This window comes from Clostridium malenominatum (genome assembly GCF_039521365.1).
GTDB classification, from domain to species: domain Bacteria; phylum Bacillota; class Clostridia; order Clostridiales; family Clostridiaceae; genus Clostridium_AW; species Clostridium_AW malenominatum.
This window is the reverse complement of the sequence record NZ_BAAACF010000001.1, coordinates 922673-942199: the sequence shown is the minus strand read 5'-3', so window position 1 is coordinate 942199 and position 19527 is coordinate 922673. Positions and strand designations below refer to the sequence as shown.

Sequence of the window (19527 nt, the reverse complement as noted above, 5' to 3'; positions counted from 1 at the left end):
CTAACTTAATGTACTTCAATAGTTTTTAGTGCAATATAGCTCATCCATATATTGAAAATAATAATTATCAGCTCCCACAGGATAGCCTGATTAAAATTCAACATAATAGTATCTATACTACTTACAAGGAGCCAAATTCCATATCTTAGGAAAAGTATTGCATAAAAGAATATCATTGAATAGCTAATAGCTAAATACTGACTTTTATTAACTATCTCTGCAAAAATCTTCGTGCTAAAACAAAGAAAAATATAAACAAAATAATAGATAGATAGCTTTATCATAATATTAAAATTTATATCTTCTCTCATAATAAAATAATAATATATCCAAAGTAACACTATGAAAGCCAAGGAAGTTATAAAAGCTTCACTTAATCTGTATTTAAAATATCTAATTCTACTTCCCCCAAATCTTAAAAAGGTTTCTAGAAATTTAACGTTTTGAAAAAATAGTACAGCCATTAATAAAGTTATAGTTCCTACTGGTACACTTTGCTGTCCTGGTGGCTGACCACTTCTTAAAAATAAAAGAAATGGATAGAGTATGACAAAAATCACTAATGGTAAACTTACTTTACTACCAACCTTGATTTTAAACAATAAAATTTCTAATTTATTTTTCATTTTCCCCTCCCCATGCCTGTATCATTTTTACTATTTCATCAGTGGAAACCCCAATTTTTTCCCCTTCCTTTATAGCGCTTATTATATAATCATCAAAATATGTTTTCCTTCTCTTTTCTTTAATATATTCCTTAGCCCCAGGTTTTACGAACATTCCAATTCCCCTTCTTTTATAGAGTACTCCTTCATCCGCTAAAATGCTTATGCCCTTTCTTGAGGTAGCAGGATTTATTCCATAAACTTGAGAAAATTGATTTGTAGACATAACCTGTTCATCCTCTTTAATAAAGTCATTTAAAATATCATCCTCTATAGCTTCTGCTATTTGAATATATATAGGCTTTGAGTCATCTAAAATAATTCTCAAATACTTACCACCTCTATCTTATAAAATATCAATTTTCGTAATTTTATTTAAAGAAACTTTATAGGAAAAGTAATTTATAACAAGCAATAGAAAGCTATTCATTGGTAAGTTAATAAGTATATTCTTAGTTAAGAATTGAAAAATCTTAATTACTATACCTGTCTTATCAAAATATATAGCTGCGTTAAATATCAATATAAAAATGGCAACTTTCTTATTAGAATGTATATGGAAAATAATCGTTAAAGAACATATAAAATATAGCATTATAAAGGAATTTATAAAAACTAATAGTGACGATAATACCCCTACCTTTTCCATCTCTTTTGAAAAAAACAAAAATTTCTCTCCATTCCCCACCGTAGAGTTTAAATGGATAATTGCGAAAAAGGAAATTATTAAAACTATAACTCCATAAATTAAATATAGATTGTTTATTAATTCCTTTCTTGTAAATCCTAAAGGAGTGTAATAACGAAAGTTTATAATAAAACATCCGCTGAAATAGGCAGTTATAACAAAGAAAAATATCAAGTTAAAAACACTAAAAATAGAATCTTGACCTACAAATCTTACTTTAGTTGTCAACGTTGTGGAAAGAAAGAACATATTAATCAACATGAACAGAATTCCTAATATCATTTTAGTATCAGCTAGCGCCATACTTATTAGAGCCTTAAACCTCACCAATCCCCACCTCTTTTTATGAATTTTCATATGTACTGGGAGGGCTATCCCTCCCATAGTTTTAAGGAATTAATAGCTTAGTATTTTCCCTTGTATTTCCTCTTCTCTTTTACAAATAGCCACTATATACATGTATAAATAGGTCATTATAATTACATTTATAAGATTTATAAGCACATTGCCTGCGGGATTAGTTTTTATATCAATATTGGCTAATGACATTATACCTGACATTATACCTAATATAATAGTTCCTATAATAATCATTGAAATACTTAATAAAAATATTTCTGAAAAATATTTTTTACCTATTAACATTCCTTTTTTTAAAGCTTCTTTTATACTTGCATGATAGTATATTAAATATGCACTACATGGAATTAGAAGCGCATTAACCAAGGTTAATAAAATAAGGGCAAGGGGCATTACTATAGGCAAAAATCCTAAAAGCATTATGCCTATTAATATAGCTGAAGTAACTATATTCAATGCTAAATACCTTAAATAAAGGCCTGTGCTTTCTTTTAAGCTTTCCCTATAGTTTACCTTTCCTTCATTTACTAATACTTTCATAACCACCATTAAAAAGGGGTAAAATAATGAACCTAGTAATAAACCAATGGAAACCTGCCCCAAATTATTTACCGCTGCATCCTTAAAGGCTGAGAAACTTCCTCCGAAAAAGTTAATTGGGCTAAAACTAAAGTTATCAGTTACACTTTCAAATAACACCAGTACTAAAATAAATGGTATCAGAAATTTGAATCCTTTCCTATATTCCTTCCAGACTTCTTTATACATATAACTTTCCCTCCAATTTTTAGTTAGTTACTTATATAACTAACTATACCACTAACCAAGTTAAATTACAAGGAGGAAAATATAATTTAATACCAAGTGACTTTATAATAGACATTCCTGAGCCTGCCCTTGAGATAATTCCTATAAGTATTTGCCATTGAAAAGTTAGGTGGAATGATTTCCATAGTGTAGGCTAATTACAAAAAAGAAAAGCTCACCTTATTTATTGCGAGAACATACATTATAACTATAATATGTATAATATTGGAGGCTTTATAGTATGTGTACTGCTATTACATTTCAAACTATGCAAGAGGAAAACTTCTTTGGAAGAACCATGGATTTTTCCCATCCCATTGAACCTGGAGTTTATGTAATACCAAAAAATTATGAATGGTATAGCCTTGCAACAAGAAAAAAATATATTGATAACTATAGCTTTATCTCCATTGGTCAAGAAACCGATGGAATGCTGGGTTTTTTTGATGGCGTTAATGAACGTGGATTTGCTGCTGCCGTCTTGTACTTCGCAGGTTATGCTTATTATGATTTACCGACAAGTGGTAAGGAACAGATTGCCTCTCTAGATTTTCTACATTATATTTTAGGACGTTGTGGTTCCGTGGATGATTTAAGAGACTTATTAAAAAACATTCGCATAATGGGTATAGAAGACCCCGTTACCAAAACAGCTGCTCCTTTGCATTGGATTGCTACGGATAGAAGTGGGAAATCTGTTGTTATTGAGCAAACAAAACGAGGTCTTGAAGTAATTGATAATCCTATAGGAGTTATGGCCAATAGTCCTGATTTTAATTGGCATATGACCAATCTAAGAAATTATATGAATGTATCAACTAGTCAACAAAATGAAGTTTACTGGGAAAACGTATCATTAACTCCTTTTGGTCAAGGTGCAGGAACCCTAGGTCTCCCTGGTGGCTTCACATCTCCAGAGCGTTTCGTTCGCACAGCATTTCTAAAAACACATGTGCCAGTTCCTGAAAATAGATCAGAAGCACTTATGACATGCTTTCATATTATGAATAGCGTTTTTATTCCTAAGGGAATTGTATTAACTGATAGAGGAACTGATGATTACACGAAATATGTTGCTTTTATAAACACTAATACATGTGAGTATTTCTTTAAAACCTATGAAAACAATCAAATCATAAAGGTAAGTCTTTGGGATTATATTCATACTAGGAAGCCAATCTTTCTTGGAAGCATTGTGTTCCCTGTTTAACTCACTACTTTCCACTGAACAGACATACTGTCTTTACATGAAAAATGGACAAAATAATACATTCCGTAAAAATAATAGCAAGAGCTATCAGGCTCTTGCTAATGTACAATTCTATACTTCTACGACGTTAACTAAGAGAATAGTTATATTAATATTGCCTTGGAAATAATGGTTTTCAACTGCCACTCTTATTTGTTCAGCTATAGTTTGTGTAACACTTTTTGTAGTATTGCTAAATATAATCATGAACTCCTCTCCACCATATCTTCCTATAATATCTGTTTCTCTGATATTATTCCTCCAATTTTTAGTTAGTTACTTAATCGTTTATCAATGTACTTGTTATTGGAACAATATTATTATCTTTATCATAAATTTTCACTATGCCACAATTTTCAGGTAACACAATAGAGAAAGGCTTTTCACTATCTATATCAATGCTTTTAATTTCTTGTCCGTTATTTATTTCAACACGTTGAACCTTCTCTTTATTCATAGAAAGTAATGCTCTGCCATATTCATCATAGCGAAATTCACAAATTCCTTCTTTAATTTCACCTCTTGAGCCACCACTACGATAATAATATCCAAAAGAAAGACCTTTGGGATTTAAGTATAAAGAATATGTGAATTTATCTAAATCTTTATGATAAAAGAGCATTGCAGCCATGGTATCTGATACAGATTTTGCCACTTCATAGTTTTCTTCAATCCTATGGGATTTACGTGCATCTCTTTCTATTCTTGTTTTAGATACACCTATATTTCCTGCACCATAAAAAAACAAAGTAATAACTCCCATTACAAGAAGTATTCTGATTATATATTTATGTGTTTTTTTCATATTCCATCTCCACTCCTTGTAGTAATATTTTAACTATATTTTACCCTTTTCATCATATGGATTCAAATGCTAACTTCCTTGCTAAAATTAACCCACCAATAATACCAGCATTATCACCTAATGAAGGTTTAACTATGTATTCATCCACAGGAGGTATTTCAATATAATCTGCTAATAGTACGTTGAATTCTTCTTTAATTAATTCTAACATACCAGGTCCTTTCATTACTCCGCCACCTAAAATAATTTTTTCTGGTCTTAAGATAAGACTATAGTTCACTAGGGCTTGTGCTATGTAATAGGCAAGGATTTGCCAAATCTCATGATTGTTCTCTAGGTTTTGAGCCTTTGTACCATATCTTTTTTCAACTGAAGGCCCAGCGGCCAACCCTTCTAGACAGTTACCATGGTATGGACACCAACCTTTGAAATTATCTTTTAGATGTGGCTTTACAAGTATATGTCCCATTTCAGGGTGTCCAAAGCCTTCTACAAAATTACCATTTAAGATTGCTCCTCCACCTATTCCAGTGCCTATGGTTAAGTAAATGCAGCTCTTATTTTCTGCGGCACTTCCCATTTCGTATTCTCCAAGGCAAGCTGCATTTACATCTGTTGTCCATCCAATAGGGATATTGTAATGCTTTTTAATTTCTCCAAGAAAATTAAAATCTCTCCACCCTGGTTTAGGCGTGGAGGTAATATAACCGTATTTAGTTGAGCTTTTATTAATATCAATAGGGCCAAAAGATCCTATTCCTATAGCTTTTAACTCTTTATATGAATCAAAAAAACTAAAGACATTTTTCATAGTTTCCTCTGGATGAGTGGTTTTAAAGGAAACCCTTTCCACTATATTAAAGTTTTCATCGCTAACGGCACAAACAAATTTTGTGCCTCCAGCTTCAATAGCACCTATCATGATAACACCTCCAATAAATTACTCTATGTTTACACCAATGCAGTGACTACTGCTGCATAATCTCCTATTTGTTCCCCAAGCTTTGCTGGAACTATTTGAACTGCTTTTCTAGAATATTCTAAGGCTTCCTTTTCAATTTCCTTATACATTTCATCATTTAAAAACTTTCCTGCCCTAGCATATACACTACCTGCTATTATCAATTCAGGATTTAAAATATCAATTAATATGGATAAGCCTTTGCCAAAGTATTTTCCAGAGATTTTTAAAACCTCTAAAGCATCTTCATGACCTTCTTTAGCAGCTTCCACCACATCCCTTGTAGCAACCTCATCAATGCTTCTTTTAACAAAAGATGCCTTAATTCCTTGTTCTTTAAGAGCATAGGCCTTATCTTTGGCGATTTGAGCAATACCGCCTCCACTACAAAATCCTTCAAAGCTTCCATGTTTTCCGTATCCCATGGGTCCTTCTTCTTCTAGCCTTATATGACCTACTTCTCCAGCCATATTACTAGCCCCCGTATATAGTTGTCCATTTAATATAAGTCCAGCTCCTAGTCCCGTTCCAAAGGTTAAGAAAATAATATTTTCATAGCCTTTACCCGCTCCATATTTCCATTCTGCTAGAGCACAGGCATCTGCATCATTTTGAAGCTTTGGTTTTACCCCTAAAGCTTTATAAATATAATCTACAATGGGCACCTCATCCCATCCTGGAAGATTAGGAGGAGACTTAATAATTCCTTTCTTACCATCTAAAGGCCCTCCACAGGAAATGCCAATCTTATAGTTTTTATCCTCCACACTAAAAAGTTCTAGCATCTTTTTTCCCTCTTTAATTAGTTTATCTAGAACTGTTTTCCATGTTCCAACAGTTTTTATTTCAACTCTATGTAAGAAGAAAATATCACCATCTTTCTCCTCTGCCAAAATTACTGCACACTTAGTTCCGCCAATATCAAAACCTAATACCATCATAGCTCTTCACCAAAAATTTCATATTCCACCGCTCTACATATAAGGTGGTACAAAGGTAGATGATACTCCTGCACTTTAAAGGTTTCTTTTGCTGGCACATTTAACAAAACATCGCTTACCTCTTTAAGTTTGCCCCCTGTCTCACCAGTAAAGCCTATTACAAAAAGTCCCTTTGCCCTGGCTATCTTAGCGGCATAATAAACATTTTGTGAATTTCCCGAAGTAGATAGTCCAATAAATACATCTTGTTCCTCCCCATAGACATATACTTGTTGAGCATAAGCCATATCAAAGCTAGCGTCATTTCCGTAAGCAGTTAAAAACCCTGACTGAGAAACTAAGGATATGGCAGGAATACCCCCTTGAAGACTTTTTGCAACGTGACTAAGTTCTTCTTCTTTAAAAATACCCTTAAGTTTTTCTTTAAATTCCTCTTCTACAGGTCTTTTAATATAAAATTCCTTTAAAAGTTCTCCCACAATGTGTTCACTATCTGAGGCACTTCCTCCGTTGCCGCAAACTAATATTTTACCCCCTGTCTTTGCTCTCTTTACCACTTCTTCTATAAGTCTTTTAAGCTCTTTTTCTAGATAATCCATATTAGGGTAATTTTCTTTAAATTCTTTAATTATTGCTTCCGTATTTTTCTTCAAATTCCCTCACCTTCCTAAAGCTTAATTTATATAGTAAAGAGGCTACCTAGGTAACCTCTTTAATGCTCTTTAATAATTATTACTTCTTAAGAACAGAAACTCCTGTATCTACATTAGTTTTGTCTATAGCTTTTCCTTCTAAGGCATTAACTGCTGTCTTCATTCCTTCATATCCCATAACATCTGGGTTTTGTGCCATAGTTGCAAGTAAGTGTCCTTCTTTGATTAATTGCATGATGGTATCAGATTTATCAAATCCAACGCCAATAACTTTTCCACCTGCTTCTTTTATAGCGTTTCCTGTTCCCACTGTAGAACCTTCGTTTCCTCCAAAGATTCCCACAACACCTTCAGTAATGTAGTTTGCTGCTATATCCTTAGATTTTGCTGCATCTCCTTCTCCATATTGAGTTTCAAGAATTGTAAATTGTGTTCCTGCAAAGGCAGCTCTAAATCCTTTTTCTCTTTTTACTGTTGAATCTGTGGATGCATTTACGCTTACTATACCAATTTTACCAGAAGTTATATTCTTTTCTTTTAAAGCCTTAAGCATTTCTTCTCCTGCAGTTTTACCTGCTGCTTCATTATCTGTAGCTAGAGTTTGTACTGCTGGGAAATCTGCTGGTGAGTCTACATAAACAATTTTAATTCCTGCTTTTTCCGCTTCTTTAAGAGATGCTGTTACAGCATTGGGACCATTAGCTGCAAGAAGTATTGCATTTGCTCCACCTGCAATGGCATTGTTAATACTTTCAATTTGTTTAGCATCATCTTTTACATCTGGTGCTAGCCATTTGTAGTCTACATTACCTAATTCACCTGCTGCCTTTTTAGCTCCCTGGTCTACAGTAACCCAGTGTTGGTCCATTTGGTCCATGGTAATTAAGAAAACTTTATGGTTGGCTTTTTTTCCATCTACCGCATCACTCTTTGGCTTTGATGCACATCCCACCGCTGTAAAAATTAGTGATAGGCTTAATAGTGAAACAATAAGTTTTTTCTTCATAAAATATTCCCCCTCATTTTTTATTTTATTTTAAAGCAATTGCTTTAAATACAAAATTACCATCCCTATTTTGTCTTAGTTTTGGCTCTATTTTTATTTGCCCTTACCACAATATCTAAAAGAACGGATATGATAACAATAATTCCTATAACTATATTTCTGATAGCAACGGGTGCTCCAGCAAATTGTAGACCATTTTGAAGCACTCCCCAAATTGACGCACCTACAATTGTTCCCAGTAGTATCCCTTGTCCTCCAAGGGTACTTACCCCCCCTATAACGGAAGCTGCCACTGCATAAAGTTCGTAAGAGTTTCCAGCGTCCATAGTACCCATTCCACTGGTGGCAGTTATTATAAGTCCCACTGTGGCTGCACATATGGAGCTTACTAAATAAGTTTTTGTTATGGTACTTGAAATATTCACTCCTGAAAGATTTGCCGCATGGATATTACTGCCCACTGCATAAATATGTCTTCCAGTTCTAGTTTTGCTAAGTATAAAATTAAATATCAACCAAATTACCAAAGCAATCCATATGGTGTTATATAGGCCAAAAGTTTTTCCATAGTAGAAAAAGTCCCTAAATCCTTCTGCTTTAGCTCCTATGGAGTCTGTATTATAGTTATTATTTACAATCTGTGCAATACCTCTAGCTATGGTCATTGTACCTAAGGTAGCTATGAAAGCTGGAAGTTTAGCCTTAGATATTAACTGTCCATTTAAATATCCTATAAGGATGGCAGATAAGTAAGAAACAGCCACTGCCAGCCATGGGTTCATACCCTTTGTCATAAGTGTTGCTGAAACCATACAGCTCATTCCTACTACGGAACCTATGGATAAGTCTATATTTCCTGTAATCAGCACATAGGATTGTCCTACACCAGTTAATATAGTTGGGGCAATCTGTCTAAGTAAATTGGAAATATTTCTGTTTGAAAAAAAGTTAGGATTTAATATTCCAAATACTATTATTAAAACAACAAGCCCAATGGATACTGTAATTACTTGTCCCATTCCCCTTTGAGAAAATAGCTTCATGAATTTTTTTGATATTTTTTCATTTTCCATATATCAATCTCCTCCAACTCTCTTTGTTTAAGCTTCTTTTTTCGTTTCAATTTTTTTATCGAATTTAGTGGCATGTTCTAATATGATATCTTGGGTAGCCTCTTTAATATCTAGTTCTTTAGTAATCTTTCCGTCTGCCATAACTAGTATTCTATCGCTAATCCCAAGTATCTCTGGCATTTCAGAAGAAACAAATAACACGCCAATTCCTTGTGCCTTTAGCTCATTCATGAGATTATAGATTTCAACTTTAGCAGCCACATCAATGCCTCTAGTAGGCTCATCAAATATGACCACTCGAGAGTTTCTTGCAAGCCATTTTCCAACTACAATCTTTTGTTGATTTCCGCCTGAAAGGCTTTCTGCATTGCTTTCTATACTGGCCAATTTAATTCTTAAGTTTTCTACAGCGGTTTTGCTCATATCCTTTTCTTTTTTTCTATTTATAACTCCTAATTTAGATGAAATAAAATTTAAATTGGGCAGTGAAATATTATCTCTTATACTCAACTTTGTGCAAAGTCCATCTTTCTTTCTATCTTCAGGTACAAGTACTATTCCTGCTTTAATAGAATCCAATGGTTTATTTATTTTCACTTCTACCCCATCAACGAAAATTTGTCCTGATTCCTTAGGGTCTGCACCAAATAATACTCTAGTGGTTTCTGTTCTTCCTGCTCCCATTAGTCCAGCTATGCCTACTATTTCTCCTTCATAAAGGGAAAAGCTAACATCACGCACGTGATTTCCTGCATTTAAGTTTTTCACTTCCAGTACTTTTTTCCCTATAGCTTTCTCTATACGGGGGAATTTTTCAGTGATTTCACGCCCCACCATGTGAGAAATAATTTCCTTAAGGTCTGTATCCTGATAATTCATGGTGGTGATATACTGTCCATCACGCAAAATCATGACCCTGTCCACAATATGCTCAAGTTCTTCTAGTCTGTGGGATATATATACTATTCCGCAGCCTTCGCTTTTTAATTTTTTAATAATGGTGAATAACTCTTCAATTTCCTTAGAGGTTAAAGCGGAGGTAGGTTCATCCATTATAAGTATTTTTGCATTGGTAGACAAAGCCTTTGCAATTTCCACCATTTGTTGTTTTGATACAGATAAACTTCCTACTATATCATCTGGATGAATATCAATATTTAATTTACTTAAGATTTCTCTGGTCTTTTGATTCATTTCCTTATCGGATAACACACCATTTTTAGTAATTTCCCGTCCTAAAAAAATGTTTTGTGCAACGGTAAGATGGTCGCACATATTTAATTCTTGATGAATAATTGCTATTCCAACTTCCTGAGCTTTAAGTGGGCTCATGTCATTAATGGTTTCACCAAATATTTTTATTGTGCCGGCATCTTTCGTATATACGCCAGATAAAATTTTCATTAAAGTTGACTTCCCTGCACCATTTTCTCCAAGGAGCGCAAGAACTTCTCCTGCTTTTAATTTAAAAGAAACATTATCAAGAGCTTTTACTCCAGGGAAACTTTTGAAAACGTTTTCTAGTTCAGCAATATAAGTATCCATATATAGCCCCCTAACACTCAATAATTAGGCTACAGAGCTGAAGTTTTTCTTTACTGTAGTCCTTTACATCTATAATACCATAATTTAAATAATAATAAGTGGGGCAATCTTTTGATTAAGTAGGTCATTTGTTAGATGTTTCTTTGTAATTTTTTACAATTCTACCCTCTTCCATGATTAATAGCCTATCAGAAACCATTAGTGTATCCGATATACTTACTGCAAGAATAACAATGGCTATACCCTTTTTCTTCAAAGTATTAATAAGTTCAATAATTCTACCCCTTAAATACATATCTGCATTTGAAAAAGGCTGCATAATAAAAACAACTTTCGGATTAAATAATTGAACACGAAAATAGACTAGATTGTATAAAGCCTTTTTGTCTAAGCCTCTAAGCTCTTTTACTTCTATGTCTTCCCCTACTATGTATCTATATTCTTCCTTTATATTTTTTAATACCTGCTTTTTAATTAAACTCCTATTTAACTTATAATCCATAAGAAAAGTTAAATTTTCTAGATAGGACATGTCATAAAACAGCATCTTATCAACAGCATCTTCTGGCATAAAGATAATTTTATTTGATAATAAGCTATGAGTATTTATCATATTAATCCTTTTATGATCCAAAATAATATTTCCTTCTATGGGTTGAATCTTCCCACTAAGAATTTCAGCAATATCCTGAATCCCTTTGTTGTTCACATCCAGAATAGTAATGCATTCCCCACTCCTAAGGTCAAAACTAATATCTTTAAGATTCGTTGTAATAAAATTTCTAAACTCAAAGTTTCCTGTATTCTCATTAACTTCTTTTAATCCAACACTGTTATCAAAGGATATAATATAGGGTTTTAGTATTTCATCACAAAAATCTTTTTTTTCAATGACTTTTATTACTCTACCATTTTCAAAAAGAGCTACCCTATGGCATATCTCAAAGGCCTCCTCATGATGATTTACCATATACAAAAACGATATCCCTTTCTGTGTATAATATTTAATTAATTTTTGAAAGCTCTTTAGTTCCTCCATACTTAAAAAATTTGATAATTCATTTAAAATAATTAACTGTGCCCCATTAGTCACTGCCTTAATCATTTCAACTAGGATTTTTTCAAAGGGAGATAATTTTGATACAAATTGGTTGATTTCCATATTAATATTAAGCTCTTTTATCAGCTTCTGGGTTTTACCCTTTAATTCTTTCTCTCTTATAATATAGTTATCAAATTTATGATTTAGCACATGGATATTGTCGATAACTTTAAGGTCTTCTATGAGCCGTCTTTCTTTATCAATTAAATAAACTTTATTGTTAGTCATGTTACTGTGTTCATAATTATTTACTAATTTCTCATCAAAATATATTCTGCCAAAATCTATGGATATGTTTTGGCATATTAATTCTATCAACTCACTTTTGCCATGATTATTCAGTGGAATTAATCCCATGATTTCACCCTTAAATATATTAAAGTTTATATTATCAAGATAGATAATACCTTCTATTTCCCTTATAACATTTTGAATTCTTAACACTTCTTCTCTCATAGCTTTGTCCTCTCGTTTAATCTTTAATGAAGGGAAGGGTTATTTCCACATCGGTCCCCGCTCCTATTTTGCTATAGATATAAATACCATATTCATCTCCAAAAATAAGTTTAATTCGATTATTAACATTAAGTAGAGCTATGCCTTTTTCTCCCCCGTCCTCTTTCATATATTCAAGGGTAGCTCCCCTAAGCTTTTGATTAAGCTTTTTAACTCTTTCCTCTTCCATACCCACGCCATTATCAGATATTATAACAATCAACCTTTGACTAGTTGCAGAAACCTTCAAGGTTAAAATACCCTTACCTATCTTTCTTTCTACCCCATGAAAAATAGCATTTTCAAAAATAGGCTGTAAGGTTAATTTAGGTATTTTCCATTGCAAAATTTCCTCATAATCTTTAACTTCAAACTCCATATTAAGCTCTAATTTATCCCCAAATCTAAATTGCTGTATTTTATAGTAGTTTTTAACGTTGTTTATCTCCGCCTCTAAATTTACAAGCTTATCCACATTAGATATGGTGTACCTAAAAAAGGTTGCTAGGGCCTCTGTCATATTGGCAATGCTATCTATTCCTTCAATTAAAGCTTCACTCCGTATTCCTTCTAAGGTATTATATAGAAAATGTGGGTTAATTTGATTTTGTAAAGCTAAATATTCAGCATGTTTTTTAGATCCTTCAATTAGCTCCTTGGTATCAATAATTTCCTTAAATTTTTCAAAAGCCAGGTGGGTTTCTTTATTAAAAAACACCCTCATTTGAAAAACTCCTTTAAAAATATATCCCTGGTGGAAAAGGTTTAGTACCTTATTGATTTCTTTATTAGGCTTGTATACCCACTTATAAAAAAGATACAAAACCCCCATAATAAAATTGGCATATAAAAAAAGAAAAATATAAGAACTTCTTCTTAAGGGGCTAAAAATTATATAAAAGAAAGTAATGAAACACATCATTACCATCATTATAAAAATAATTAAAATCCTATGAAATAAATAAACAACTTTTCTATCCTTCATGATAATCTCCTATATAAATATTTTTCTATATTCTTTAGGTTTAAGCCCTGTATATTTAATAAACAATTTAGAAAAATACTTAACATCACTGTAGCCCACCATAACGCAAATATCTTGAACTCTTAAATCCGATTCTTTTAAAAGCTCCTTTGCCTTCTCCACTCTTATCTTAGAAAGATATTCAACAAAAGAAAATCCCGTTTCCTTTTTAAACAAACTGCTAAAATAACTTGGATTGAAGCCTATATATGCTCCTACATCTTCTAAAGTGATACTATTCATGTAATTATCCTGTACGTATTTTTTTGCCCTATTCATTTGTGATGAATTTACACCTTCCACTACATGATTTTCAAAATTATTTTCCCCTGCCGCCATGGGGTTATCTAATAATGGTTTTCTAATAATATCTCCGTGATTTTTAAGAGAAGATTTATACTCATTTTCTAAATGTATATAATCTTTTTTTCTAATAATGTCTTCTTTAACTTTTAAAAGTGCATTCAATAATTCTTCCTGATTAATGGGCTTTAAGAGATAATCTTTCACTCCATATCCAATGGCTTTTTTGGCATATTCAAAGTCACTATATCCGCTTATTATAATAAATTCTAAATCCTTGTTTATTATTTTAGCCTTTTCTATCATGTCTAAGCCATCATAACCAGGCATTCTAATATCAGTAATTACAATATCTGGCTTTTCTCTTTCAATAATTTCTAAAGTTTCTACTCCGTCATGGGCAGTTCCTACAATATTCATGCCTATCTTGTCCCAATCCACGAGTTTCATAATAAGTTTGCATATTCTTACTTCATCGTCCGCTATGATTACACGAGTCATTTGCCCCACTCCTTAGCTATTTAAACCTTTAATTAATTTTACCATATTATTTCTTTAAAACAAAACAACCACTGCTAAGTGCAATGGTTGTTTTCTAGCTATTTCACAATTGGCTTATAAACTATATTTAAAATACCAGTTTCCTCATCCTCAATAACTTTAACCTCAACTTCATACAAAGTTCTTATTATGTTTTTTGTTAAAACTTCTTTTGGTGTTCCACATCTAACAATTTCTCCTGATTTCATGGCGTAAATCTTATCACAGTATAAAGCGGCCATATTCAAATCATGAATGGCAGCTACCACTGTTATGCCAAGGCTTTTTACTGTAGACATAAATTGAAGCTGATACTTTATGTCCAAATGATTTGTAGGTTCATCTAAAATAAGAAATTCTGTTTTTTGTGCCAATGCTCTGGCAAGAATTATCCTTTGCTTTTCCCCTCCAGAGAGAGTTGAAAAACTACGTTTAACATAGTCTTTCATTCCTACCTTTTCTAAGGATTCTTCCATAATTTCATAGTCTTTTTTATTATCTTTTTCTATAATTTTTTTATGAGGGGATCTTCCCATTAAAACCATTTCGCCAACAGTAAAATCAAAATTATAGTTATTATGCTGTGATACTACAGCCATTTTCTTTGAGGTTTCTTTAATAGAAAAATCCTTAATATTTTTCTCATCTAAGAATATTGTTCCTTTATGTGGTTTTAAAACACGATATATACACTTTAAAAACGTACTTTTTCCACTTCCGTTAGGCCCTATTATACCTACAAATTCCTTTTTTTCTACATCTATGTCTAATCCCTTTAATATGTGATTTTCACCCAAATAGGTTTCTAAACCTATAGTTTTTAGTTCCATCAAGAATTACCTCCAAATCCATAAGATTTACTTACCATAAGATATATGAAGCTAGGAGCACCTATCATGGAAATTAATATCCCTATAGGAAGCTCACTTCCTGGTAGCATAATCCTTGACAAAACATCTGCCCAGACCATGAATATAGCTCCTATTAATGCTGATATAGGAATAATTTTTTTATGGTCTGTTCCAAACAGCATTCTTGCAAGATGAGGAATAATGAGTCCCACAAAACCAATCATCCCTGATGAGTACACCACAAAACCAATTACAATAGACGTAATTACGAGATAAACTTGTCTATATTTATGAAGGTCTGTCCCTAAAGTTATGGAAACCTCCTCACCAAGGAGCATCAAATTAAGAGTTCTACACTGAGTGATAAAAAATAATGTAGCTATTATTACAATAGGAAAAATCACTCTAATATTTTCCCATTTTGCCCCTGCAAGGCTTCCCAATAACCAATAGGCTATAGTTTGTATACCCTCCCTGTCATTAACAAAATATATAATAAAGCTTGAAAATGCTGAGCATACAGTGCTTAATGCCATACCCGATAGCAAAAGCTTTGAAGAATTAGCTCTCCCCTTTACATTAGCAAGGATTAACACTAGTATTGATATCACAAAAGCTCCTATAAAAGCACATATACCTACATAATTGCTTCCAAAAACAATCCCTATACCTAGCATAATAGCTAAAGTGGCTCCAAGAGAGGCCCCTGAAGATATTCCTAGTATATATGGGTCTGCCAAAGGATTTTTTACAATAGCCTGCATAACCACTCCACATACTGAAAGTCCCATACCTACAGCAACTGCCAATATAATTCTTGGAAGTCTTACAAAATAAACAATATCGTGTACGGGACCCTTTGATAAAAGTTCTCCATCGCCCATACCAAAGAGCTTGTAGAATATTATTCCGTATACATCTTTTATCGAGATATCAAAAGAGCCCATGGTTACTGTTATTACAATAGAAAAAGCTAAGATTATTATAAGTAAAATCCCCATGCCTATGTATGTAGGTGTTCCTTTGAATAAACCACTTTCCCTATCTTTTTTAACAATACTTTTCATTACTATTTATTCCTATATAATTCAGGATATAATCCTTTTGAAATTGTCTTTATACCATCTAAAGTTCTTATACCACTTGCATAAACTTCGCTTAACATTATAGAATTAACACGCTTTGACTTTACCGCTGAAATACTCCCAAACGCTGGATTATCCATAACTTTTTTCAATGCCGAATCCCTATCAATTTCCTTGCCGTAATAAACAGTAAAAATTACTTCAGGGTTAAGTTTTACTAAATCTTCATTTCCTATTTCGCCGTTTGATTTTGCTACTAAGTCTGCTCCAACCTGTTTTGCAATATCTCCCCCGATGCTATCTTCTCCGTAAATTCTATATACTCCCTCTTTCTTTACTTCCAAAATCACTGCTTTAACAGGCTCTTTTCCTTTAACAAATTCTTTTGCTTTCTCAATTTCATTTTTCATATTATTTACGATTTTTTCAGCTTTATCTTCTACATTAAAAATTTTACCCACATTTAAAATATCATCATATTCATTTTGTAAAGTATTTGGTTTAATAACACCACTATTTTGTGACATGTATGTATTTATACTTCTTTCATGCCAAAAACCTACATCCCCTAATCTTTTTTCTCCAAATAAGGAATACCAGCTCAATATAAAATCAGGCTGTAATCCAATAACCTCTTCTTTTGTAGGTACCTTTTCCTGATATTTTACCTTGCTAAAAGCATCTTTATATTCATCTTTAACCTCATGATCTAACCCTGATGCTAATAGGATTTTATCTTCTAACCCCAATGCTAGTAATGTTTCTATCGAGTTTTGGTATACTGCCACTACCTTTTCTGGTGCCTTTTCAAATGTAATATTAACAGGTTTCTTTTCATAATTATAGGTTGTAATTGTAAGAGGATACTGTGATGTGTTCTTATTGATATCCTCTACTTTATTTTCTGTTTTGGATGAGTTTGCTACATTTTTGTTGTCACATCCACTTACTCCTAATACCATCATTGCTGATAAAACAATACTTATTACTTTTTTCATTTCAATATCTCTCCCTCTTAAGTTTAATAATTTTAATGGGTACCTTCTACTGCTGATATATTATGTTTCTCAAATATGCCCTTTATTTCCTTAGTTCTTTCCGCTTTACATTTAACAACGCAAGCACCTAGGTGAAGTTTTGTAACTCCTTCTCCTTCTAGTCTTTCCGCGATCTTTATTAAATTTTCATCTGAATTGCTTGTACACATATTGCAAGAAAAAAATGACATAAGTTCTACACTATGATTTTCATAAATACTAAAGTGTTTTTCTCTATTATTAAAAGCTCTAAAACACCCCATAGTTGAACACACTCCATTTATTTTTTCGCATACTCCAATAGCTATTTTCATTTTCTAACTCCTTACTATAAATTTTATTCATAACAATAATAGCCCCTTAACATATAGTTAAAGGGCTATTTATCCATGAAAATTTCCATAGTTATTACACCCCCTATCGCTCGTAGAGTTTTCTGTGAATAAAATTAGGCAGATGTTCTGGCTTAAGCATCAACATTCCTACAACCTTCCCAGTTTCCCAGTGGTATAATGCAGGAACTCCTCTATTACAGCGGCGGGACCGCGTGGGATTCTAACCCACTTCCCTTTTAATTAATAGATTAAATATCTATTAAACCTAATTTTTGCGTATTCAATTTTACCAAGTAAGTCTACCATAGATAATTATTTTTGGCAAATAGTAAATTTACTATAGATTATACTCATAATCCTAACATTTCAATCAATTTGAAAAAACATAAACTTCTGTCTGCCACTCCTCTATCCATCTATCATATATAAAACCTAGCTTAAGTAACAAGTTTTTTGAAGGTATGTTTTCTTTCTCAGTCATGGCTATTATTTCACAATTAGGATAGTCAATTTTAAGTTTTGGTAATAAGGCTTTTAAAACTTCGGTTATATATCCTTTTCGGCAATAAGTTGGATTAATAGAATATCCAATTGTAATAGTTTTTTCTTTTTTTGAAAGATATAAATCCCCTAAAAGGTTATCTTTGGTTTTATCAGCAATAGCAACTTGCATTCCCTTTTCCATATTTAAAGGAACTAATAATGCTTTTCTATATTCGTCTTTTGTTAAATTCTTAAAACTTTGATACCTCATCCACTCTTCATTGTTTCTATAAGTCATAAATGAATCTAAATCTTCTTCTTCAAAACATCTTAATATACATCTATCCGTTTCAATCACTATACTACCCCATTTAAAGTTTTTATTTATACAATTTACTTCACATAATAATTGCTGCTGTTACTTGTTTTATCTTAGAAGTGCATTAGCTATTAACTTATCGAATTTACGTATATCTACTCCCTTTTGTAGGTTGATTTTGATATGACCTGCTCTAGTCCATAATTCAACTTCAGCATTAAGATCAAATAACTTGCCTGCATTTTCAGTAGACCACATATTTATAGAAGAATAGGGCAAAGAATAAATCTCTACTTTCTTACCTGTAAGCCCCTGTGAGTCTCTTACAATTAATCTTTTATTCGTAAAAACTGCGCTATCACGGAATGTTTTATAAGCAGCAACCGCTACTTCTCCTTCCACCAATAAATCGTTAACGTCGTTTGGAATTGGGCATTCAGCTATCAGTGTCCATGTTAAAATATTTTGTGTTTCTGCCATTTTATTTACCTCCTATATTATAAAAACTGTCTATTTTCTTTATAAATATGTATTTTAATCTCTCAAAATTTAATCTACTCATTTAAACCACACCTTTCGTTAATACACATTTCTATAAACCACCATTCAGAAACTAGCCATTCATTAAATCTTTCAAACCATATATTTTTTCTTACTTGCCTTTTTATATATTATATCATACTTGTTACTTAGTATAAATTCTTATAGAATTAACGCCAGGTTCTATTATATGAAAAGAAACTACCTCTTTTCAAAAAATGAATCATGACGTAAAAACACCCCAGAATTCAATTAATGAATAATGCGATGTTTAGAATACTTATTAGTTTTTGTAGCTAACATCTTATAAGAAAATTTTACAATAAATTCAATACAGATTATGCTCATTTTGTGGTATTAGAGATATGTCTGAGAAAGTATCTAAACCCATCTAAAATTAAGCCGTAAATAATAAAGGTTACAACTGAACCAATGTACCAATATATTGAAATATGCCCCAATATTGTTCTGGAAGGCACTTGCAATCCCGAATCCATAAAAGCTCGTCCTGTATCGGAACGAGATATAATTTTTAAAACGGGATTTAAGTAAATCAATACAATGCTTTTCGAATCCTGTCCTATTTGGTGCATGTATATTTCCAATATGGATATTATAAGAAACCAAAAGACAAAAGACTTAAATAGCCTTTTCATAAAA

General features: G+C 32.4%; 21 protein-coding genes, 1 pseudogene and 1 riboswitch. Of the genes and pseudogenes, 1 reads left to right on the top strand and 21 read right to left on the bottom strand.

Going from position 1 to position 19527, the window contains the following annotated elements; genetic code table 11:
- Nucleotides 1-5: 5 nt before the first annotated feature.
- The 4 genes from ABDZ69_RS04710 to ABDZ69_RS04695 all read right to left on the bottom strand — a co-directional run bounded on the left by ABDZ69_RS04710 (nucleotide 6) and on the right by ABDZ69_RS04695 (nucleotide 2481).
- Nucleotides 6-626, bottom strand: a complete 621-nt coding sequence (locus ABDZ69_RS04710) for a hypothetical protein (RefSeq protein WP_343767156.1) — start codon at nucleotides 624-626, stop codon at nucleotides 6-8.
- Nucleotides 616-993, bottom strand: a complete 378-nt coding sequence (locus ABDZ69_RS04705) for a GntR family transcriptional regulator (RefSeq protein ID WP_343767153.1) — start codon at nucleotides 991-993, stop codon at nucleotides 616-618. Before ABDZ69_RS04705 ends, ABDZ69_RS04710 begins: the two co-directional genes overlap by 11 nt.
- 18 nt (nucleotides 994-1011) lie before the next feature.
- Nucleotides 1012-1656: a hypothetical protein gene (locus ABDZ69_RS04700; RefSeq protein ID WP_343767151.1), complete on the bottom strand. Its 645-nt coding sequence runs from the start codon at nucleotides 1654-1656 to the stop codon at nucleotides 1012-1014.
- Between the two features lie 93 nt (nucleotides 1657-1749).
- A complete protein-coding gene (locus ABDZ69_RS04695) occupies nucleotides 1750-2481 on the bottom strand; it encodes a hypothetical protein (RefSeq protein ID WP_343767148.1) in 732 nt (243 codons plus the stop codon).
- A gap of 280 nt (nucleotides 2482-2761) precedes the next feature.
- On the opposite strand from ABDZ69_RS04695, the gene ABDZ69_RS04690 reads away from it, so the two are divergent.
- Complete coding sequence (locus ABDZ69_RS04690) at nucleotides 2762-3730, top strand: choloylglycine hydrolase family protein (protein WP_343767146.1); 969 nt, start codon at nucleotides 2762-2764, stop codon at nucleotides 3728-3730.
- A gap of 111 nt (nucleotides 3731-3841) precedes the next feature.
- On the opposite strand, the pseudogene ABDZ69_RS04685 reads toward ABDZ69_RS04690, so the two are convergent.
- The 17 genes and pseudogenes from ABDZ69_RS04685 to ABDZ69_RS04605 form a co-directional block, all read right to left on the bottom strand.
- Nucleotides 3842-4024, bottom strand: a pseudogene (locus ABDZ69_RS04685) (diguanylate cyclase); the annotation flags it as partial.
- A 25-nt stretch (nucleotides 4025-4049) separates the two neighbouring features.
- Entirely contained in the window at nucleotides 4050-4574 is a 525-nt protein-coding gene (locus ABDZ69_RS04680; RefSeq protein WP_343767143.1) for a hypothetical protein, read from the bottom strand.
- A 52-nt stretch (nucleotides 4575-4626) separates the two neighbouring features.
- Nucleotides 4627-5496 carry an ROK family protein gene (locus ABDZ69_RS04675; RefSeq protein WP_343767140.1) on the bottom strand — a complete coding sequence of 290 codons (870 nt, stop codon included), beginning with the start codon at nucleotides 5494-5496 and terminating at the stop codon, nucleotides 4627-4629.
- A gap of 29 nt (nucleotides 5497-5525) precedes the next feature.
- Entirely contained in the window at nucleotides 5526-6476 is a 951-nt protein-coding gene (locus ABDZ69_RS04670; RefSeq protein ID WP_343767138.1) for an ROK family protein, read from the bottom strand.
- Nucleotides 6473-7129, bottom strand: coding sequence for a D-sedoheptulose-7-phosphate isomerase (locus ABDZ69_RS04665; protein WP_343767135.1), 657 nt, complete (start codon nucleotides 7127-7129; stop codon nucleotides 6473-6475). Before ABDZ69_RS04665 ends, ABDZ69_RS04670 begins: the two co-directional genes overlap by 4 nt.
- Nucleotides 7130-7208: 79 nt before the next feature.
- Nucleotides 7209-8135 (bottom strand): substrate-binding domain-containing protein, encoded by a 927-nt coding sequence (locus tag ABDZ69_RS04660; RefSeq protein ID WP_343767133.1) that lies wholly within the window; start codon nucleotides 8133-8135, stop codon nucleotides 7209-7211.
- A gap of 65 nt (nucleotides 8136-8200) precedes the next feature.
- Entirely contained in the window at nucleotides 8201-9208 is a 1008-nt protein-coding gene (locus tag ABDZ69_RS04655) for an ABC transporter permease (protein ID WP_343767130.1), read from the bottom strand.
- 27 nt (nucleotides 9209-9235) lie between these two features.
- Nucleotides 9236-10753: a sugar ABC transporter ATP-binding protein gene (locus tag ABDZ69_RS04650; RefSeq protein WP_343767127.1), complete on the bottom strand. Its 1518-nt coding sequence runs from the start codon at nucleotides 10751-10753 to the stop codon at nucleotides 9236-9238.
- Between the two features lie 124 nt (nucleotides 10754-10877).
- On the bottom strand, nucleotides 10878-12311 hold the full coding sequence (locus ABDZ69_RS04645) for an ATP-binding cassette domain-containing protein (RefSeq protein WP_343767126.1): 1434 nt from the start codon (nucleotides 12309-12311) through the stop codon (nucleotides 10878-10880).
- Nucleotides 12312-12327: 16 nt separating this feature from the next.
- A complete protein-coding gene (locus tag ABDZ69_RS04640; RefSeq protein WP_343767124.1) occupies nucleotides 12328-13074 on the bottom strand; it encodes a sensor histidine kinase in 747 nt (248 codons plus the stop codon).
- Between the two features lie 270 nt (nucleotides 13075-13344).
- Nucleotides 13345-14178, bottom strand: a complete 834-nt coding sequence (locus tag ABDZ69_RS04635; RefSeq protein ID WP_343767123.1) for a response regulator transcription factor — start codon at nucleotides 14176-14178, stop codon at nucleotides 13345-13347.
- A gap of 98 nt (nucleotides 14179-14276) precedes the next feature.
- Complete coding sequence (locus ABDZ69_RS04630) at nucleotides 14277-15047, bottom strand: ABC transporter ATP-binding protein (protein ID WP_343767122.1); 771 nt, start codon at nucleotides 15045-15047, stop codon at nucleotides 14277-14279.
- The gene (locus ABDZ69_RS04625; RefSeq protein WP_343767120.1) at nucleotides 15047-16135 is read right to left on the bottom strand and encodes a FecCD family ABC transporter permease; all 1089 of its coding nucleotides are present in this window, start codon (nucleotides 16133-16135) and stop codon (nucleotides 15047-15049) included. Before ABDZ69_RS04625 ends, ABDZ69_RS04630 begins: the two co-directional genes overlap by 1 nt.
- Before the next feature lie 2 nt (nucleotides 16136-16137).
- On the bottom strand, nucleotides 16138-17151 hold the full coding sequence (locus ABDZ69_RS04620) for an ABC transporter substrate-binding protein (RefSeq protein WP_343767119.1): 1014 nt from the start codon (nucleotides 17149-17151) through the stop codon (nucleotides 16138-16140).
- Nucleotides 17152-17183: 32 nt separating this feature from the next.
- A complete protein-coding gene (locus ABDZ69_RS04615; RefSeq protein ID WP_343767116.1) occupies nucleotides 17184-17504 on the bottom strand; it encodes a CGGC domain-containing protein in 321 nt (106 codons plus the stop codon).
- A gap of 120 nt (nucleotides 17505-17624) precedes the next feature.
- Nucleotides 17625-17809, bottom strand: a riboswitch (cobalamin riboswitch).
- Between the two features lie 86 nt (nucleotides 17810-17895).
- A complete protein-coding gene (locus ABDZ69_RS04610) occupies nucleotides 17896-18366 on the bottom strand; it encodes a GNAT family N-acetyltransferase (protein ID WP_343767114.1) in 471 nt (156 codons plus the stop codon).
- Nucleotides 18367-18435: 69 nt separating this feature from the next.
- On the bottom strand, nucleotides 18436-18807 hold the full coding sequence (locus ABDZ69_RS04605) for a PH domain-containing protein (RefSeq protein ID WP_343767113.1): 372 nt from the start codon (nucleotides 18805-18807) through the stop codon (nucleotides 18436-18438).
- Nucleotides 18808-19527: the final 720 nt, after the last annotated feature.

What these genes read in the sequence shown, in the direction of transcription:
- ABDZ69_RS04635 (WP_343767123.1), bottom strand. Translation starts at nt 14,178, where the DNA reads ATGACTCGTGTAATCATAGCGGACGATGAAGTAAGAATATGCAAACTT.
- ABDZ69_RS04625 (WP_343767120.1), bottom strand. Translation starts at nt 16,135, where the DNA reads ATGAAAAGTATTGTTAAAAAAGATAGGGAAAGTGGTTTATTCAAAGGA.
- ABDZ69_RS04680 (WP_343767143.1), bottom strand. Translation starts at nt 4,574, where the DNA reads ATGAAAAAAACACATAAATATATAATCAGAATACTTCTTGTAATGGGA.
- ABDZ69_RS04675 (WP_343767140.1), bottom strand. Translation starts at nt 5,496, where the DNA reads ATGATAGGTGCTATTGAAGCTGGAGGCACAAAATTTGTTTGTGCCGTT.
- ABDZ69_RS04690 (WP_343767146.1), top strand. Translation starts at nt 2,762, where the DNA reads ATGTGTACTGCTATTACATTTCAAACTATGCAAGAGGAAAACTTCTTT.
- ABDZ69_RS04655 (WP_343767130.1), bottom strand. Translation starts at nt 9,208, where the DNA reads ATGGAAAATGAAAAAATATCAAAAAAATTCATGAAGCTATTTTCTCAA.
- ABDZ69_RS04700 (WP_343767151.1), bottom strand. Translation starts at nt 1,656, where the DNA reads ATGGCGCTAGCTGATACTAAAATGATATTAGGAATTCTGTTCATGTTG.
- ABDZ69_RS04605 (WP_343767113.1), bottom strand. Translation starts at nt 18,807, where the DNA reads ATGGCAGAAACACAAAATATTTTAACATGGACACTGATAGCTGAATGC.
- ABDZ69_RS04645 (WP_343767126.1), bottom strand. Translation starts at nt 12,311, where the DNA reads ATGAGAGAAGAAGTGTTAAGAATTCAAAATGTTATAAGGGAAATAGAA.
- ABDZ69_RS04650 (WP_343767127.1), bottom strand. Translation starts at nt 10,753, where the DNA reads ATGGATACTTATATTGCTGAACTAGAAAACGTTTTCAAAAGTTTCCCT.
- ABDZ69_RS04695 (WP_343767148.1), bottom strand. Translation starts at nt 2,481, where the DNA reads ATGTATAAAGAAGTCTGGAAGGAATATAGGAAAGGATTCAAATTTCTG.
- ABDZ69_RS04615 (WP_343767116.1), bottom strand. Translation starts at nt 17,504, where the DNA reads ATGAAAATAGCTATTGGAGTATGCGAAAAAATAAATGGAGTGTGTTCA.
- ABDZ69_RS04710 (WP_343767156.1), bottom strand. Translation starts at nt 626, where the DNA reads ATGAAAAATAAATTAGAAATTTTATTGTTTAAAATCAAGGTTGGTAGT.
- ABDZ69_RS04670 (WP_343767138.1), bottom strand. Translation starts at nt 6,476, where the DNA reads ATGATGGTATTAGGTTTTGATATTGGCGGAACTAAGTGTGCAGTAATT.
- ABDZ69_RS04620 (WP_343767119.1), bottom strand. Translation starts at nt 17,151, where the DNA reads ATGAAAAAAGTAATAAGTATTGTTTTATCAGCAATGATGGTATTAGGA.
- ABDZ69_RS04640 (WP_343767124.1), bottom strand. Translation starts at nt 13,074, where the DNA reads ATGAGGGTGTTTTTTAATAAAGAAACCCACCTGGCTTTTGAAAAATTT.
- ABDZ69_RS04660 (WP_343767133.1), bottom strand. Translation starts at nt 8,135, where the DNA reads ATGAAGAAAAAACTTATTGTTTCACTATTAAGCCTATCACTAATTTTT.
- ABDZ69_RS04630 (WP_343767122.1), bottom strand. Translation starts at nt 15,047, where the DNA reads ATGGAACTAAAAACTATAGGTTTAGAAACCTATTTGGGTGAAAATCAC.